A 19,330-nucleotide genomic window follows, 5' to 3' on the forward strand; every position below is an offset into this window, starting at 1 on the left:
TTTTAGAAGCAATATAAATCATAAATTATTCCAAAGTAGAATAGTCACCAATACTAATCGTTGTATACTTTCCGTCATAGTACACGTGATTCCCAATCATAGCATTGTCTAAGTTAGCATTTTTTGTGACAGTTTCGTTCTGTATTAAACTATTTTTAATAGTACTATCTTCTATACTACAACCATCTCCTATAGAAACATTAGGGCCTACAGATCCATTTTTAATAATCACTCCTTTTCCTATATAGCAAGGAGGAATAATGGTTGCGTTTTCTAATGAAACATCATCGCTAATTAGTTTTTCACCATCTTTTTCTAAAAAACCTAGCATTCTAGTATTGGTTTCTACAGTAACATTTTTGTTCCCACAGTCCATCCATTCTTCTACTTGACCTGTAACAAATATTTTGCCATCGGCCATCATCCTTTTTATACCGTCATTAATCTGGTATTCTCCACCATTAATTATATTATTATCTAATACATGTTGCAGTTCGTTTTTTAACACTGCAATATCCTTAAAATAATAGATTCCTATCACCGCAAGATCAGAAACAAATTCTTTTGGTTTTTCCACCAACTCTACTATTTCTTTCTTTTCGTTAAGCTCTACTACTCCATATGCTTCTGGTTTGTCAACTTGCTTCACCCATATAACAGCATCTGCTTCTTTATCAAGATTAAAATCGGCTCTAATTAATGTATCCGCATATGCTACAACTGCTGGCCCTGATAATGATTCTTTAGCACACATGATAGCATGACCAGTTCCTAATGGTTGATCTTGTCTATAAATAGAAGCTTTGGCTCCTAATTCTTCAGCTAAAGCAGTTAAGCTTTCGACTACATCATCTCCAAAAAATGCAGGATCACCAAGGATAAAAGCGATTTCATCTACAGGTTCACCCAAAACTTTTGCTATATCAGAAACTAATCTATGAACTATTGGTTTTCCCGCTACAGGAATTAAAGGTTTCGGAACCGTAAGTGTATGAGGTCTTAAACGAGAGCCTCTTCCTGCCATTGGTACAATGATTTTCATTTTTTATATTGTTTTTTTTGATTGGTTGATTGTTTTGAGTTACTTAACTCCCGTACTTCCGAAGCCACCAGCTCCTCTTGAAGTTTCAGAAAGTACTGCTACTTCATTCCATTCAGCTCTTTCATGTTTAGCAATTACTAACTGAGCCACTCTTTCTCCATTTTCTATCACAAAATCATCATTAGACAAATTCACTAAAATAACTCCTATTTCACCTCTATAATCTGCATCTACAGTTCCAGGAGCATTCAGTACTGTTATTCCTTTTTTAGCAGCTAATCCACTTCGTGGACGTACTTGTGCTTCAAATCCAACGGGTAACTCTATAAACAATCCTGTTTTAACGATTGTTCTTTCTAAAGGTTTAAGTGTTATCGCTTCGGTTATGTTAGCCCTCAGATCCATTCCGGCAGAAGCTATAGTTTCATAATGCGGTAACTTGTGTGACGACTTATTAATGATATTTATCTGCATATTATTTATATAAATGACTATCACGTTAAGTGGAGTCTACTTGTATTATAAATTGAAACACTGTCTATCGATTCCATTCGAGAAGACAGAAAATTATCTTTTTAATAGTTGTTTTAATTCCTTTTTTTCCGAAACATACAAAATTACTAAAAACACCAGTAATAAGGGGATAGAAATCATATAATTACTATCAAATACGTAAAACGAAATGATGGAAAAACTAATTGATAACCCCAAATACATCCCCATTTTTTTTAGATCATACGGAATCGGGTAATATTTTCTTCCAAGGTACCAGGATATTATCATCATGGCACTATAGGCTGCTAATGTCGCTATTGCAGAACCTACATAGGTATATTTTTCGATTAGCAAAAAGTTAAGAAGCAATGTAATTATTGCTCCAAAAACGGATATATAGGCGCCAAATTTGGTTCTATCAGTAACTTTATACCAAACCGAAAGATTATGATAAATTCCCAAGCAGAAATTAGCTAATAAAATGAATGGGACAATCTTTACCGCTTCCCAATAAGACACATCTCTTAAAAAAGCAATTTTTAAAAGATGAACAAATACAATTACGAACAAAAAGATAAATGATCCCAAAATCACAAAATACTTAGTAATTCTAGCATAGGTTTCGGGTGCATTTTTATTTGCGGCATAATTAAAGAAGAACGGTTCTATTCCTAACCTAAAAGCTGTAGCAAATAATGTCATAAACAATGCTAATTTATAACAAGCCGAATACACACCAACCATATGCTCAGCTACATCTTCTGGCAACAAGTAATCTAACAAAATCCTATCAAATGTTTCATTGATCGAATATGCTATTCCTGCTACTAGAATTGGCATTGCATATTTCATCATCTTTTTCCATAATGCCCTATCAAAACGATACTTAATTTTAAAATAAAAAGGTACTAATACCACTAATGCAAATCCGCTAGCAATCAGATTAGAAATAAAAATATAACTGATTTCATAATCATCCCTATAAACCCAGTTTAGCTCTGAAAAATGAAATGATAGTTGTTTTAAATAAAGTAAGAAGAAAACATTAAGACCAAAATTGATAGCGACATTTACTATTTTAATAATTGCATATCTTATTGGTTGTTCTTTAGCTCTTAGCCAAGAAAAAGGAATAATAACCAAAGCATCTAAGAGTAGTATCCATATTACTAAGTTTATATACTCCAACTTAATATCTGTCCATACAGATATTTGCTCTTTCAGCAATAAAGCGATTACTAAGAATACAAAAGATGAAATAGTTACTGATATAGCCGATGTACTCACCACTTTTTCTTTATCTGATTCTTTGTTAAAGAACCTAAAAAAAGCGGTCTCCATTCCATATGCTAGAACCACATTGAACAGCACAAAATATGAAAAGATAATAGAAACCTTACCATATTCTTCTGTTGGTAATTGATCTGTATATAAGGGTACTAAAAGAAATGACAACATGCGCGGTAACACTGTTGCCATTCCGTATATAAATGTTTGTTTAAAAAGTTTTTGAAAAATTCCCAACTGCTATTTGATTGTAGCGCTAAAAATACAATTTTTATTGCCTCGGCTGCATTGGATATGCTTTCAATTCTTTCTCAGGTAAGTTATCCAATTTGAAATATCCTTCTTTACCATTCTTAGAATATGCTATTACGCATTCTCCTTCTTTTAGTTCGAACGGTATTTTTTCTTCGATTTCCGGAGCTTTGTTATTATATTCTTCCTTTGGGTCATCGCTCATCACAATATCCTTTCTAACCGTTCCTGGGTCCGTATATCGTCCTACATAAACAGCTTCATTAGGCTTACGTTTCAGTTTTACACTTTTTCCTTTGAAATATGCATTCTCCAACTGAACATCAGAAGCTGGATCAACAGGAATATAGAGCATAAATCCAGCCCCTCCACCCTCTATCCCAGATACCCAATTCTGGAAATAGGGAGCATTCAGCTCCACAGGAGCCATTTTATCAATCTTTTGACTGGTTGCACATTGTGTAAAAGTGACCAAAATACTTAACAAACCAATTTTGGTAACTACTGTTCTAATATTTATTCTTTTTCTTCCCATTTTTTCTTTAATCGTTCCCGATGTTTTTCTTTAATTCTCTTAATATCTCTGGTATTAAAAACAAGATTCATACCAAAATTAAATGCTACTCCAGAGAATAACTTAGTATCCTCTCCATTAGTGATATTTAATCCATACATATATGGAACACCAAATTCTAACTCAAGACACTTAGCAAATTTATAATTAATTCCGGCTCCAGCTGTTAACAATAACAAACCACCACTATTATCTTCTATTGCAATATCCGCTGGATTATTTGCCTTATATCGTATGGCTCCGATTCCAGCTCCAGACTCTAAATAAAAACTAAATTTACCACTATTAATTACATGTTTCCTAAAAGAAGGTATAAAACCGTACGCTTGTACTTCAGCATCTCTGCCGTTTTCCTGTTCAATATCCTGTGGAAATAACACAAAAGCGGATGTACTAATCGCAAAACGATCTGATATATAATAAGATAGACTGGGTTTAGCCACAACGCCACTATAACCATTGCTCAGATCCATAAGGGGAACACCTGCAATTCCTATTTTAATATCGCCAGCTTCATACAGATTTTCTGATTCCTGGGCATTTAACTTAGATATTAACGATGCAAGAATACATAACGCAAAAAACTTAATTGTCTTCATTTTTCTTTTTTCCTTTAAAGATAAAAAATGAATATTAGCTTTATATTAAAAAAACAAAAAACATCATACATGTTGATGTATGATGTTTTTTGTTTTTTTTGAATTCTTATTTCTCTTCAATTTTAGAAATAAGATGTTTTATGTTTTTTGATGTCAATTTAACAGAACCCGGATTATATTTTCTATATATTATGTTTCCCGTAAACCCATCAATAATTTCAACAAATTTCTCTTTTACAGTTACTGTAAATTTTAGATAATAAAATGTTTTTTTAGCATATAAAATTTTATTTTGCAAATCCGATTCTCTCATAAGTAAATATGAATATGGATATTCTTTAAATACATCCTCTACATTTACAGAACGCTTAGATCTTCCAATACCTGAATCCATATTACTAGAGACATAAAGAGTAATATCCTTTAACTTCTTAAGTTCCCCCAAGTCTTCTTGATTAGAATACATCCCAAATCCTTTACCTTCTGAGTCCCATTTTACCACTCAATCTCAAATCACCTAAACCCAAGCATTTTCGGTACCCGAAAGAGATTAAGACCGTTGGTGATGAATTGAGAAAAGCACGAATGGATAGAGGGTTAACTCAACATGAAGTAGCAAAAATTATGGGAGTGAATCGTAACTTTGTATATGAAATAGAGTTGAACAAACGAACGTATACTATTTATGCTTTGCATAAGTCATATTGCTTTCTCGGTTACATTCCTACTACACTAAATATTCATGAAAACACGCTTGCAGGGAAAATGTTTGTTCATCGTATTGTCAATGGTTATTCATTTGAAGTTGTTGCTAAAGAAATTGGTATAGACAAATCAACTCTTGGAAGATTTGAGTGTGGGAAAAACCTTGATTCAATATCAACACTTAAAATAAAAACATACCTTAACAACTTGTGTTCTATTTTTAACAAAAATGAAGCTATTGCTACAAGTATTCAAATTGTTGAAATATTGATTAAATAATACACTACTCTTTTTTTTATTATTTGCTGCATCATAAATCATTACTATAACTGTTAAATTGTATTGATTTGAAGTATCGTACTAATAAAATGAAATTCCCAACAGATAGACTACTGTTTGATGAAATTTTCTCTTAGATCTATATGAATAAGGTTCTAACAAAGTTTGTAGCTAAACAAAAACAGCTTTGCTCATAAAAAAAACCTACTTTTATAAAAAGAAATTATGTTCATCAAAGCCTATGAATTTTCCGTATTCGTAATTGAAGTCACCATTGTTACATTTGAAGTTATTATTGACCAAGAAACTGGTTGCTTTCCCTATTCCTTTCGAACAAAACAAGTTACCCAGAAAACCTATCATTTCTTTAGCCCTCAAAAAAGGAGCATAAATATTTCACAAACAACACTTTAAAACAACCAACAATGTCCAATACAAAAATTACGAAAGACGATCTTGGAAAAATTCTAACAGATCTTGGACTCCTTATTGGTCTACTCAAAGGAAATTCAGACGCCCTCGAGTTTAATGAAGAATGGTTTGCGGATCCAGTTACCAATGGTTTGGAAGAAGGTTTTACATGGCACCATCTAAAACCAATTCTCGAATTTGCACTTGGAACCCTTGGAGAATCTAACAAACCTGAGAATCCTTTAGGAACTGCTAGTGGTGTTCTTGATGAATCTTGGTATTCTTTTAAAGTGACCAATGAAGAAACCCAAGAATTAGAAAATTCTCCTTATTATTTTGTCGCCAAAGAAATAAAAGGCAAAGATACCGCACTCCTAGGAGCAGGTATCTTTAAAAAATACACGGCAGCAGATATCGATAAAAAATTAGACATTGACATCAGTATCGATCCTTTTCTATTTGCGCCCATTTTTCAAATGCCAAATGAAGATGCACCAGATGGAAGGCCTTTGTTTGAAATAGATGAAAATGGCCCTGTAGAAATAGGTGTCAAAATCCAACTTCCTGAAGGCCATGATTTGGCTGGCATCAATGGTTTCTTAATCGTTGCTTCTTTCGACTTTAAAGAAAAGGAACCTGTAATTACGTTCAATGCAAATGAAAAACAATCGGATGGCACCTACAAATGGATACCTAAAGAACTTCCAGATTTACCTAAAATAATCAATCCTTTTCTAGCACTTGAAGCTGTCATAAAATGGCTTGAGTTAAACATTATTGTTGATTTAAATGTAAGTTGGGCTGCTCTTCTAAATGCCTTAGGGTTTCTTGAAAATTTGGCACCTCCTTATAAGATACCAAGCATTGCTATAGACTTCGGAAATCTTTTAGAATATATAGAACAACTTTTCTTAAAATCTTTCAATCTAATTTTTGAAGCTCCCAAAGTACCAACAGAATCCATAACACTTTTCGAACACAATAGTGACAAAGGAGTTTCTTGGAAATTCACCCTGTTGATAAAAAACAAACGCTACGGTTTAGGCCTTCAAGTAACCAATATTGATGTTAGTAAAAAAGATGACAAAGACGGACCTAGAGTTTTATTACAATTAGGTGCCTTAACAAAAGACAAAACAAAATGGATCTCAGAAGCTGGCGGAGAAGATCCCGCAGAATTGGGATTGAATTTTTGGATTTTAGAAGGTGATGTAAAAGATATCAAATGGGATCCTCAATTTGAAGCTGCGAGTATGGGACTTGATATTGACATGAAAAACGGACAACCTCTTTTCAGCATCAAAGATTATTCTTTTAAAAGCACACAAAATAGAGGGTATTTTTCTTCCTTAGGAAAGAATACTTGGGGAGTAGCCACCGCTATCAATAATATTTCACTTCCATTAGGTCCTCAATCTGGTGGGAAATCAGACAATCCAGTCGCATCTACCCTACTAGAATCTGGCGATAAAGAAAAACCCTCTGTAAATCCAGAGTTTTCTTTTATAACCGCTTATGTCAAAAAATTCTATTTGCAACTTTTTGACAAAAAAGGAAAAAAAACAGACATCGTAGAACTTCCAGTCCAAAAATCATTTGGACCTGTAGAATTGAGTACCATTGGAGTTGGATGGAACAATCCGAGTTTATTAATGTTGTTTCAATTGACAGGTGGATTAAAATTGAGTGGACTTGATTTGAACTTAAGCAAACTTTCGATAGGAGTTCCTGTAACAGATCCTGGAAACTATTCCAAATACAAAATGGGATTGGAAGGAATCGGAGTCAGTTTCAAGAACAGTGGCATTGAAATGAGTGGAGGTTTGTACAAAGATGACAAATCAACTCCAATTCAATACAACGGTTCTATAGCAATTCAGGCTGCAACTTGGGGTATTGGTGCAATTGGTTCTTTTGCCGTTATAGATGGTGCACCCTCCATGTTCGTTTTTGGAACTTTAAACGCTGTATTGGGTGGTCCAGCTTTCTTCGTAGTAACAGGAGTTTCTGCAGGATTTGGATACAACCGAGATTTAGTTTTACCAGAACTTTCACAAGTAAAAAATTATCCTTTGGTAAAAGGCGCCGTAGATCCCTCCTATTTTGGTAGCGACGACCCTGCAGAGGCCTTAGGTCAAATGTCTGAGTTCATTCCTCCCAAATTAGGAAATTACTGGCTTGCCGCTGGAGTAAAGTTTAGCTCTTTCGAATTGGTAGACTCTTTTGCTTTGTTAGCCGTTGCTTTCAAAGAAAAAATAGAAGTTTCCATTATTGGTACGTCTCACCTAGTTTTACCAAAACCAGGAGCCAATGTCAAAACACCTCCTTATGTAAATGCAGAATTTCAACTATTGGTAGTTTTTTCTCCTGAAGATGGCGTTTTGAAAGCTGAAGGTCTTTTAGCAAACAATTCTTTTGTTATCGACAAAAACTGTAAGTTAACGGGTGGATTTGCTTTCTATACCTGGTTCAAAGATCAGAAAGATAGCAAAGGTATTACCACTGCTAGATCGGGTGATTTCGTTTTAAGTATTGGTGGATATCATCCACGTTTTGTAGTTCCATCTTGGTACCCTCAGGTTCCTCGAATTGGTATCAATTGGCAGGTAAATTCTAATGTAAACATTACAGGGGAAGCTTATTTTGCGTTAACGCCTTCTTGTGTGATGGCAGGTGGAAAAATGGCAATGAACTATAAAAGTGGAAACCTGAGAGCTTGGTTTACCGCTTGGTCAGATTTTCTAATTTCATGGAATCCGTTCCATTATGATATCGAAATTGGGATTACCGTAGGTGCTTCTTACAAATTAGATGTAGGATTTACCACCTTAAAATATTCTATATCATTAGGTGCTCAAGTCAATATTTGGGGACCAGAATTTAGCGGAACAGCAAAGATTTCTTGGTGGGTCATTTCGTTTACGGTGAATTTAGGAGCTGCTGGTCAAAAGCAAACGGTTACTACAATTCATTGGGATGAATTTAAAGAATACTTCCTCCCACTTCCAACTGCATCGTCGAGTACGGCAATGAAAAAACAGAAAGTTTATCTAGCTGCTGAACCTACTACGGAGCAACAAAATGTTTTAAAAATAAACACAAACAGTGGACTCGATGGCTATTTTACATCAAATGAAACAAAATATTGGATTGTGAATCCTCAAACTTTCGATTTCAACATACAATCCAATGTTCCTGCTTCACAAATTAGTTTTTCTGGAAACCCAGACAGGACTATAAAATGCAATTCCTTTGGAATTCGTCCATTAGGATCCATGGTATTGGAAGGTTCAGATTCCGATTTAAAATTGACAATCTCTAAAGACGATTCAACTGAAAGTTTGGGCAATTGGGTTTTTAAAACGAGTCCGCAAAGTGTTCCTTATGCTTTATGGGGAACAGTAAATGACGGAGTTGAAACACCTTCTGCAAAATCTGTAGAAAATATCACGATGGGTATTTCAAGTGCCACAACGGTATCTTCAGAAAATGCATATATAGGCCCACCTGCTTTTGAAAAAACATTGTTGGATTATACCAATATTAAGAACTACAATTTGCCAATTGTTCCTGGTACAATTACAGATAGTACACTTGACAACAAAGGTTCTGTATTGATCATAACAAATACATTGATGGCCAAGGAAACCGAAAGAACTGATATTTTTACAGCCTTGCAAGGTGTCGGAACCATTGCAAACCAAGATGGAAATCTTGATGAACTTGCGAAAAATGCCAACAATTTATTTCAAGGCTCTCCAATGTTGAATCAGAAAGTTTCTGCTACGGAAACACTATTCACTAACACTCAAAAATTAAAAACAAATACTGTTAGAACTAAAGTGATGCGTCTTCGAAAGAAGTACAAACCTCTTAAAATAGCAAAAGAAACCGTTGTTCAAAATACAGTAAAAGAAGTAAAAGTACATACACTTACTGCAAGTATTCGACATTACCAATTGAACGGTACACATCAATATGCTATTGGAAAAACACATTTCAGTAGTCCAAAAGGAAAAGCAATTGAGCATAATTTCTTAAAAAGTACTGTTAGTAAAATCAGTTCTTCAAACAATGAACATCAAAACACCATTGAAATTGGAGCTGGTACCACGCAAATATGGAATATAGAACCTACAACGAAAAAAGGAAGTTCTCTAAAGTATGATGGAAAAACAGCCATTCGTTTGTTGGCAATGGATGAACACAGACGTGTCATCTTTGAAAAATACATTCCTTCAGGGAAACAAGGAAATGTAGACATTCCTTCAGAAGCTCGTCAAGTGATACTTCGTACACATGATGCTACTTTTTCATATGATGGTTTCTTTGGATGGCATACAGATTCACATCTAACACAAGCGAATCCGCAAACCTTAATTGGAAATGGTGTTGTTGTCCGTGGAAAATCTCCAAACCGCATTGGAAAATCATACAGATCTAACCCGATTGGTACCACAAGAGGGCTTGCCTTTTTGAAGAATAACATCTCAAAAGACAAAGACGGAAATACTGTATCTGCATGGGTAGATACAAGCTTTATAGAACCTATCAAACAAGCCTTTGTATTGGTGAGTCTACGTTCAGGCTATGAAGAAAATAAAAACGCTGCAATTGTAAGACTTAATTACAGAAATCTTGCAGGAAAACCAGTTTCAAGGGAATTGACTTTAAAAATGACAGGCATGTTTGGAGATGAATATATGCTTAGCTGTACCATTCCAAACGATATTGAAGCATCAAATCGTATCCAACTCAGTACACAAATACAAACAGGTTGGGAATTGCGAGGTGTTGCGGGTTCTGTAACAGCACAACAAGAATTTTCAAAAACAGATATGCAAAGACTTCTTCATCCAGAAGCTATTACAGCTTTGAATAGTGAAGAAGCAAAATCAAAATTGACGCTTACATACACATTAAAAAACGATACTATAGATGGGGAATGAATCAAATAACATAGATCCAGGTCAAATACGGTTCCTTAACAACTCAGTTCCTGTACTTACAGGAGGAACTTATGAAATAGACGTAAAACAAGACATTCAATCTGAAAGTCATGCAGAAGTCAAGCAAAACTACGAGGAAAAACAATCTTTTATTGTACAAGCTGCACGTTTTTCAATACCAGCAACAACAATTCATAGTCAATTTCCTGCACCAGGAGCCAAAGAAGAATACAGTCAAAATCTTCCGTTTATCACTTTTGAATCGGAACAATTGCCATGGGTTCGAACTTTAAAAGGAGGTACTGCTCTTGAAAACCCACCAAGCTGGATGGCATTACTCTTATTTGAAGAAAATGAATTGATCTATACGGAACCAAAAGAAGGAACTGCAAGTCCAACCAAAACAACATTGCTTCCAATCAAAGAAGCCATCAATCCAACTGATGCAAACATTGTAGGCTCAAATGTAACGCTTGATCCTATAGAACAAAGCAAAGCTGATGAAGGAAGTTTGTCTGCCTATACAATAGATGTTTCGGCTGCAAATTTCAATGCGATAGCTCCTACGTTGGCAGAGTTGCCTTTTTTAGCACATTTACGTGAAATCAATGTCGGACAAAAAGTAGTGGATGGAATGACGGGTACTGGTTTTTTTCCAATACTCGTTGGAAATCGATTGCCAAAAGAAAATGTAAAATATAGCACACATCTTGTTTCTTTGGAAGGATTTGGAGATCGATTGCCTGGTGGAAGTGCTGTGATTCCAAATGATAAAACCGTTCGTTTGGTAAGTCTACAAAGTTGGAATTTCGAAACAATATCCGCTGGTGGAAATTTCACTTCTTTAGTGGAAGCATTGGATCAAGATAAGCTTCAACTAGATTTTCAACAACCTACTTCTTGGAAAGAGCCAATTACTGTGGCACAGCAAAAAGTAAAAAACAGATACCAAAAAGGATATGTAGCGTTGAACAGTGTTACTCGATTGGGAGAATCAACATTTTCATGGTACAGAGGCCCTTTTGTTCCTGTAATTCCAGAGCATATTACGAATACAGATCCGAATGCAGAACAAGCACTTTTAAGTTCTGATGAGGCGTTAATTTACGATTCAGAAACTGGAATTTTCGATCAAAGTTATGCTGCTGCTTGGGAAACTGGACGTATGACGACACTAAAAAATGCAACCGTTTCCAAAGCCATTTTCGATTGGAAAAAAGAAGGAATTACCTTGTTAAAGTTGGTAGATACACTCATCAAAGAAATGCCAAAAGGTCAACAAATGACTACGGCAACTTTGAATAAAATGATTACTGAATCCAAATCTGGAGATCAAAAATTCATGAACTATTTGGCAGGACAATTTGGAAAACACGTCACTGGAAATACGTCAAAATCCGCACAACCTGTAATTGCCATTAGCGATCCAACAGGACTTCATAAGAACTTACAATCAATGCCTGGATTGATACATCCAGATGTTCTTAACAATGCTATGGCAAATGGACAAGATCCACATGAGTTTATTCATGGAATGCTGCGCAAGTCAAACATTAATAAAAATAAAAAAGAGTAGATATGGCTAATAGTTTAACACAACAAGATGTAGAAAACATCCTAGACAATCCGTCTGTACAAGAATTACTTACAGAAATTGCAAGTCCAGAAAAAGCTGTTTTAGATTGGGTTTCTTCTCTTCAATTACTACATAATATTCCCTTCAACAATATCATTGCTGATGTGCGTCTTTTACCTGTGGAATCGCTTCGCTTTTTTTACATAGATCCAAGTTGGACAAATTCACTTATCGACGGTGCATTGAGCATCGGAAATGCAACTTCTTTAGAAGTTTTGTTTACAGATATGATGAATGATGCTACAAAAACGTTGGGAACAAATGGAGCACAAACATTAAGAAATGGATTGGACAGTGTGCTAAATCCTTTGGAAGTTTACAATCCGAAATTGCAAGCAGGTTTATTGCTTCGTTCTGAAATTGTAACCAATTGGCCTGCATTGATGATTGTCGCAGAATATGACGATCCAAAGTTGGCACAAACAGATCCTATTCGATTTGAAAAAGTAGGTCCTGGAATTTTACTGTGTATTTTCCCTGCCGTACCAACAAAATTGGAAATTCGAGAGCCAGGTCAAGGACTGGAATTTGGAGTTCAAGACAACTTAACGGTTTATTTTAGAGGACTTGGAACGGGTGATCATCCAGCAGGTGAACAAATAGAAGTTGACAAACAACCTGCTTCCTACTCTTTTAAAGACACTCCAAATGAGTTCTTTAGAGCAGGAGATAAAAATGTACTGAATGTCGCTAGCATTACCAATGTCATTCAAACACAAATGCAAAAACTAGGAGCGTTAGAAGGAACTATCAATCCTGCCGACTTTGCGCTACAAATGGTAAAAACACCGAAAAAGGTAACCTTCGACCCAGAAGTTGCTTTTAGTCAACAAAACCAGAAATCATAATTATGAAAAATACCAACGATATTTTATGGACGGGTCCTCGCCTACTCATTCCAATGATGGTAGATGCCCTCGTTCGCACAAATAAAGGAAATGCAATTGCTTTTTCTGAAGATCCGACAAAATTTAATGAATATAAAAATTACGGTCGAATGAATCCGGATCCATTCAATACTGTAAAAAACAAACCTAGACTAGAACCGGGTGTGCATTTGCAATGGGGATTGCCAGATGGGTTGACAGCAGGTGTTGAAAATGAAGATGGAGAAATTCAATATCCTTTGGTTCCAAACCGTTGGATGATTATTCGTTTTTCGGCAGATGATCCAGAAGCACGCCAAGCATGGGTTGTGGAAAGTGATTATTTGGGTGATGGTTCTGTAGTAGATGGAAATGTAGACGGTTGGAATAGTTTCTTAAAACAAGAAGGTGACACGATGGTGCACAAGTATTTAGGAAAATGGTACGACTTAAAAGATTGGACAGAAACAGGTGAAGAAAGTACTTTGTTTTTAAAGGCTACTGGGGTTTCAGATATTAGCTTTGCCGCTTACAATCCCAATATAAAATTTGTTTTTAGTTTCCACGATCCAATCGATTCTGCAAAATCTGCAAAGTATAGCTACCTCACAACGGGTTGGTATTCGAACGCGAAAGAAGATCCTCTGTATTATGAAAAAACAGAAAATCAAAATGGTTGGGTGGATCAAAATGAATGGTTGGCAGTAATGCAAAGACATCTTTGGTCGGTTGGTGATGATGTAGATTTAAATATCGCAAAACAAGCTGCTGAAACTTGGATAAAAGCAAACGTAGAAAATGTTGATTTTTCAAAAACATGGAATGAGCTACCTGCGCAAAGTTTGACGCACGGTTTGATTTTTGACGTACTTTGGCCAGGAATTAATGAACAACCAGAAAGTGGTGTTCCAACATACAATCCCTCCGATCCCGCTTCTGTACCGTATGCTTCTGCTGCAAACACTGGTATAGATGCCATTTCTGCATTTATGCAGTGGACTTTAAATTACAACACAAACAATCCTTCAGAAAACCCCAAAGAAGATGAAGATGTAGGTGCTATGCTGCAAGCATTCAATTACCACCTACTTCCAGAAGTTGGAGCTACTTTTGATGTTCCAGAATTGGATCGTGCCATACATGATGATTGGTTTGGAACCGTTCACAGCGGTTTAATTTGGTTGGTAGAAAAACCCAAAAGTGAAGGTGGATTGACGCCTTCTGAAACAGACCAAGCTGTACCAGAATTGACCAAAGAAACTTCTGATGCATTGGCTAACATTAATAAATTACAAGAAACTTTAGATAGCAGTTGTAAATTAAAAGAATCCAAACAAAGTCAGTTGTACATGACTTGGTGGAAATCGAAATATTACGATACGGCATTTCCATTTGAAGCTCCAACAGGATACCCTACCAAAAAAGAACTGGAAGATTTGGTTGCGTCACAAAAAACGGAACTTCAAAAACTTACAGACAGCATTACAAATATCCAAGCTGAAATTGATGCGGCAAAAGCAAACATTACAGCACTGCTTTCAACGAATGGAAATCTTGAATTGACAAGCAAGCCAGCGGCTTCTTTTTATGAACCCAATGACCCAACCTTACTTTTATCGGGAGTAAAACGAAGTTACAAACACGGTGAAGATTTGATCTACTCACATGAAAATGATTCTTTATTTACGCGATTTACAGGACAGTTTATAAGCAATATAGACGTTGAAATAGCTGGTAAAACAAGTACGGTAGAAGGAAGTCAATTGGCAGCTCCTTTTCCAGAAGACAAGAACTATCCAAAGGAAATTCCTGCTATGTTGATTGAAGCTATGATGCTAGATATCAATTATGCGAAAAATATTGGTACAATTGCCTTGGATGGTGGTACGCCTTCTCCAGAAGACATTTTACAAATTCAGCAACAACAAACCCTAATTTGGAATTCGAATTTGGATTCTTCTTTAGACCAACGAACACTAGAAAAAATAGCAGGTTTCAATAGTGGAAATGATTTGATACGCTTCCCTTCAAAAATAGGGGTCGCGCTTTGGTCACCTCCATGGAATCCAATTCAAATGCGTTGGAAAGTAGCCTACTACCCTGCTGCGGAAACAAAAGAGGGTGAATTTACCCAATGGAAATTTGACGGTTACGATTACAATTGGAATGAAGGAGATAATTATCCTCCAAATGACAATCCAGCAGTCACTTTCAAAGGAAGTTCTGTATTGACTCCAAAAGAGGCTTATACATTGCAAACACAATTGGATGCATTTATTCGTCAATACGATGGTAAAATTCCTGATGAATACATTCCATTACAAGATACATTGGATGCGATTGGTAAATGGGATGTGCTTTCTCAAGTAATGACCAACTTTAAAGAGTTGCTATTGCAATGGGATTTAGGACAATATGGATACAAACCTACAGATGCAGAAACACAAATTGCCGTTGGAGATATGAACCATGGTCTTTTGCTCAATCAAAGTACAGATGAAAGTTTCTTTCCATTAAGAGCTGGATTTCTAAAAATTACGGACTTATGGGTTGTAGATGAATACGGACAGATTTATGATCTTCTTGTTTCTTCTATGGATTCTCTTTCTGTAATTCCTGGAATGGGCTTTGAACCTGGAGATTATAAATTGAATCTTCAGCTACCACAGTTTATCCAAGTTCCACCTAGAATTCTTCAACCTTCTCGATTGAATCTTGATTTTATATCGGCAATGAACGACCAATTGAAAAGCAATGCTGTTGGAGGTACAACACCTGTTTGCGGATGGTTTCTTCCGAATCACCTCAACCAAGCTTTACTCGTTTACAATACTGAAGGAGATGTACTTGGTCAAATTTTATTGGTTGGAGATACAGAACAACAACATGCAACTTGGCAACCTGCCATAGAAACTGGAGTGATACCAACCGACATTGAAAATAGGCACTTACAAGATTTTGTAACAAGTATGTTGGGTCTGGAAGATAACGGACAAGCATTTACAAACTTTTTAGCAACAATTGATGAAACACAATGGGCTGTAAATCCTTTAGGAAATAGAGAAAATGAAAATCTGAGTATTATTGTTGGTGAACCTATAGCCATGGTTAGAGCGAGTTATAATTTAGAACTCCAAGGAGAAACTTCTTATAAAATGAACTGGGAAAATAGTTTGAAAAAAGATCCTGGTCAATTGTTAGATGTAAAGTTCCCACTACAGGTTGGAAATATTGATATGGTAAGTGATGGTGTTATGGGGTATTTTGTAGGTGATGATTATACTGCTTTCAATACCGTACACTTCGGTCAGGTGGAAACTCCAGCCAAACCAAGGTATGTTGTCAATAATTTCTTACATGTTCAGGCAGCACAAGAACCTGTTTTTGTTTCTATTTTATTAGATCCAAGAGGAAGTATTTTAACAAGTTCTGGAATTTTACCAATGTTGGAAATTCCTTTGCCAGATACGTATACCAAAAGTGCCTTGAACAAAATGCAAATAGATATCAATACAGGACCCGTTTTGGTGCAATCAGAAATATTGCAATTAAATCTTCCTTCGGGAATTGGTGATGATTGGACTTGGTACCAACCTCAGCAAAGTGTAGAAACTGCTGGAAAAGTAGAATGGTCAGAAATAGCAACAATTGTTGATGCTACCACGCAAGCAGAATTACCAGACTTGCCTTACACTTTCCGAGAAGGACGTTTGCGTCTTTCCGGTGCATTGGGTAGCAAACTGGCGCTCTTTTTCTTTACACCAAATGGATTGACACCTGAACCCAATACAAAAGCACCTACTTATAAAGTAACAGCAGGTACAAAAATCACATTAAGTTGGACATCTCAAGCGGCAGAAAACGCGCAGCTTGAAGACGGCAATGGATTGTCTGTAAAAGGATTGCCTACAAATGAATTTTCTTACGAATATCTTGTAAGAGAAACAGTTACCCTAACCCTTAAAGTACTAGGAGCTTCACAAAAAGAATTAACTCTAAGCATTAAATTAATCGCCAACTAAATGATAAAAACACTCAATCGTCCTCGTATGATTCCTTTGGTTCCATTAGAACTAAAAAGTCAAACTAATTTTATTGAAGGAAAAAACCTTACACCAATGGCGATGCCTTCAACAGCATCTATTACTACAAGTCTTGGACAAAGTAGTATTTTAGATTTGAGTGTAGCTATTCAAAATACAAGTACGGATACTCCCATAGAAGTAAAAGCTATTGCCATTCAACTTCCCGTAAATACAGGTTTAGAGACTACTAATTTAACGACAATAGCAGCTCTTTCTGCAATTATTTCGAGTATAGAAGGAAATCTTTGGGATGTGAATTTTGGGGCTGTTCCTGGACAGTTTTTAGCAACTCCTAAAACGGGAGATTCAGTTCTCTTTTCTTCAGGAGAAAGTGTTGTTTTCTACTTAGACAACATCAAACTAAACAACACAGTCGGAATCTCTTCAATCTCCATAAAAGTAAAAGATGTAAGCGGTACAATTACCGATTTAACTACAACCGTTACAAAAGAAATAGCCAAAGCAGCAATCACAAAGTTTGATTCTCAAGATTCAAATATTTTACCAGGAGCGACTACTTCTTTACTATGGAATACCAATGAGATTGACTATTGTTTGATTTCACCTGGATATGACAATCGAAATCATCCACTAGGCATTAATGGAAACTTGAAGATACAACCTAAAGAATCTATCTCCTATACACTTTTGGCTTATGGAGTAGGAATTATACTGAGTGATCAAACAACTATAACTGTAAATAGAGCTAAAATTGTACAATTCAATCCAATAAATGAAGCAACATATGGTCAGAAAGTAGATTTGTATTGGGAAACCAATGTGTTTACAGACTCTGTAAAACTGAGTTCTACTCCTAAAGTAACGATTCCTGAAACTTTACCTACAACGGGTAAAGTTACGGTTGGACCTTTAACAATGTCTACTACTTTTACTTTAGAGGCTTTTGATGCTACAGGTATACCTTCAACTCCTGTAAGTCAAAAAGCCGATTTAAAACCATATATCGTCGAATTCTCTCTCGCTTGGAAAAACAATAAATTGATAGCTACATGGGAAACTCAAAATACCACACAAGTTAGTCTTCAACCCGTTCCCAATATTTTGAATTCCAGTGGAGAAATTGAACTCTATCCAGCTTATCCGCTTCAGAGTCGTTATACACTCATCGCAAAGAATGATTCTGACGATGCTGTGATGAAAACATTTGAAAATACATACGATAGCATACATGAAAATCCGCATTCTCCTATAGAACTTAAAGGAGTTAATTCTGTTGCCGTTTCTCCTGACTCTAAAACAATCTATTTAGCGACGGATAAAGGTCTCATTGTTCTAGATTCTACAACACTCGTCGAATTTCCTAACTCAGCAGTTGCTATAGAAAATAATCCATGTCAAGTCATAGTTTCTAAAAAAGACAATCGTATTTTTATAATAACAAAGAAAAAAGACATTGGACTTATTGTATTAGATTCTAATACGTTACAGGAAATTGAAGGCTCCCCTGTAAGTCTTGGTGATGGAGTTAGAAGCTCTATTGCCATATCTCCAGATTTTAAACGTATTTACATTACAGAAACGAACGTTAAAGGACTTAATCAAATTACGATATTAGATTACGAAACATTCCAAAAAATAAACTCTATTTCAATTCCTATTAAAGTGATGCCTTCTCTTGCCGTATCTCATGATAGCAAACATATCTTTATGACAGATACTTTAGCTGGTAATTTACTAATTTACGATGCAGAAACCTTATTGCAAATTCCAGAATCTCCAATAAAAGCAGGAATACGCCCACAATCTATGGCTGTTTCTCCTGATGGAAGTCGATTGTATATTACTGATTGGGAGGGCAATACTATTACCATAATAAATGCAAAAACATTCACAGAAATACCTGAATCACCTATCAAAGTGGCAAGAGTTCAAACAGGTATACCTATCGCTTTGTCTGTTGATGGAAGCTTTATTTTTTTTGGGAAATTTGATGAAAATACTGTAACAATTTTAAACGCAAAAACTCTAAAACCCACAAAAGGGTCTCCGATTTTGACATCACACCCAGAAAATATCATAATTTCTAACAATGGAACTGTAAATATATGTGGGTTTAGAAATTGGACGTTATCTGTATTTATTCCAGGTTTTATTGAAGTAATTGAAGAATAAGGTGTTTAAAAAATTAA

General features: G+C 35.6%; 12 protein-coding genes. 6 read left to right on the forward strand and 6 right to left on the reverse strand.

The window, feature by feature from the left end:
- Positions 1-25: 25 nt before the first annotated feature.
- The 6 genes from Q0975_RS05165 to Q0975_RS05190 all read right to left on the reverse strand — a co-directional run bounded on the left by Q0975_RS05165 (position 26) and on the right by Q0975_RS05190 (position 4,751).
- Positions 26-1,042 (reverse strand): sugar phosphate nucleotidyltransferase, encoded by a 1,017-nt coding sequence (locus Q0975_RS05165; RefSeq protein WP_299434033.1) that lies wholly within the window; start codon positions 1,040-1,042, stop codon positions 26-28.
- Between the two features lie 39 nt (positions 1,043-1,081).
- Entirely contained in the window at positions 1,082-1,516 is a 435-nt protein-coding gene (dut, locus tag Q0975_RS05170) for a dUTP diphosphatase (protein ID WP_299434035.1), read from the reverse strand.
- A gap of 93 nt (positions 1,517-1,609) precedes the next feature.
- On the reverse strand, positions 1,610-3,061 hold the full coding sequence (locus tag Q0975_RS05175) for an oligosaccharide flippase family protein (protein ID WP_299434037.1): 1,452 nt from the start codon (positions 3,059-3,061) through the stop codon (positions 1,610-1,612).
- 34 nt (positions 3,062-3,095) lie between these two features.
- Positions 3,096-3,611, reverse strand: coding sequence for a hypothetical protein (locus tag Q0975_RS05180; protein WP_299434039.1), 516 nt, complete (start codon positions 3,609-3,611; stop codon positions 3,096-3,098).
- Positions 3,593-4,249: a hypothetical protein gene (locus tag Q0975_RS05185; RefSeq protein ID WP_299434041.1), complete on the reverse strand. Its 657-nt coding sequence runs from the start codon at positions 4,247-4,249 to the stop codon at positions 3,593-3,595. Before Q0975_RS05185 ends, Q0975_RS05180 begins: the two co-directional genes overlap by 19 nt.
- Positions 4,250-4,355: 106 nt before the next feature.
- Positions 4,356-4,751 carry a hypothetical protein gene (locus Q0975_RS05190; protein ID WP_299434043.1) on the reverse strand — a complete coding sequence of 132 codons (396 nt, stop codon included), beginning with the start codon at positions 4,749-4,751 and terminating at the stop codon, positions 4,356-4,358.
- A gap of 68 nt (positions 4,752-4,819) precedes the next feature.
- Here Q0975_RS05190 and Q0975_RS05195 point away from each other — a divergent pair, with 68 nt between their 5' ends.
- The 6 genes from Q0975_RS05195 to Q0975_RS05220 all read left to right on the forward strand — a co-directional run bounded on the left by Q0975_RS05195 (position 4,820) and on the right by Q0975_RS05220 (position 19,313).
- Entirely contained in the window at positions 4,820-5,233 is a 414-nt protein-coding gene (locus Q0975_RS05195) for a helix-turn-helix transcriptional regulator (protein ID WP_299434045.1), read from the forward strand.
- A gap of 425 nt (positions 5,234-5,658) precedes the next feature.
- Positions 5,659-10,593: a DUF6603 domain-containing protein gene (locus Q0975_RS05200; RefSeq protein WP_299434047.1), complete on the forward strand. Its 4,935-nt coding sequence runs from the start codon at positions 5,659-5,661 to the stop codon at positions 10,591-10,593.
- Positions 10,583-12,169 (forward strand): hypothetical protein, encoded by a 1,587-nt coding sequence (locus Q0975_RS05205; RefSeq protein WP_299434049.1) that lies wholly within the window; start codon positions 10,583-10,585, stop codon positions 12,167-12,169. Before Q0975_RS05200 ends, Q0975_RS05205 begins: the two co-directional genes overlap by 11 nt.
- A gap of 2 nt (positions 12,170-12,171) precedes the next feature.
- Positions 12,172-13,077: a hypothetical protein gene (locus Q0975_RS05210; protein ID WP_299434051.1), complete on the forward strand. Its 906-nt coding sequence runs from the start codon at positions 12,172-12,174 to the stop codon at positions 13,075-13,077.
- Positions 13,078-13,079: 2 nt separating this feature from the next.
- A complete protein-coding gene (locus tag Q0975_RS05215; RefSeq protein ID WP_299434053.1) occupies positions 13,080-17,117 on the forward strand; it encodes a hypothetical protein in 4,038 nt (1,345 codons plus the stop codon).
- Positions 17,118-19,313 carry a YncE family protein gene (locus tag Q0975_RS05220; RefSeq protein ID WP_299434055.1) on the forward strand — a complete coding sequence of 732 codons (2,196 nt, stop codon included), beginning with the start codon at positions 17,118-17,120 and terminating at the stop codon, positions 19,311-19,313.
- Positions 19,314-19,330: the final 17 nt, after the last annotated feature.

Source organism: uncultured Aquimarina sp. (assembly GCF_947500065.1).
Lineage (GTDB): Bacteria > Bacteroidota > Bacteroidia > Flavobacteriales > Flavobacteriaceae > Aquimarina.

Bases quoted from the DNA above. Each gene is read 5' to 3' on its own strand.
- Q0975_RS05200 (WP_299434047.1), top strand. From the start codon at position 5,659: ATGTCCAATACAAAAATTACGAAAGACGATCTTGGAAAAATTCTAACA.
- dut (WP_299434035.1), bottom strand. From the start codon at position 1,516: ATGCAGATAAATATCATTAATAAGTCGTCACACAAGTTACCGCATTAT.
- Q0975_RS05165 (WP_299434033.1), bottom strand. From the start codon at position 1,042: ATGAAAATCATTGTACCAATGGCAGGAAGAGGCTCTCGTTTAAGACCT.
- Q0975_RS05180 (WP_299434039.1), bottom strand. From the start codon at position 3,611: ATGGGAAGAAAAAGAATAAATATTAGAACAGTAGTTACCAAAATTGGT.
- Q0975_RS05205 (WP_299434049.1), top strand. From the start codon at position 10,583: ATGGGGAATGAATCAAATAACATAGATCCAGGTCAAATACGGTTCCTT.
- Q0975_RS05220 (WP_299434055.1), top strand. From the start codon at position 17,118: ATGATAAAAACACTCAATCGTCCTCGTATGATTCCTTTGGTTCCATTA.
- Q0975_RS05210 (WP_299434051.1), top strand. From the start codon at position 12,172: ATGGCTAATAGTTTAACACAACAAGATGTAGAAAACATCCTAGACAAT.
- Q0975_RS05215 (WP_299434053.1), top strand. From the start codon at position 13,080: ATGAAAAATACCAACGATATTTTATGGACGGGTCCTCGCCTACTCATT.
- Q0975_RS05185 (WP_299434041.1), bottom strand. From the start codon at position 4,249: ATGAAGACAATTAAGTTTTTTGCGTTATGTATTCTTGCATCGTTAATA.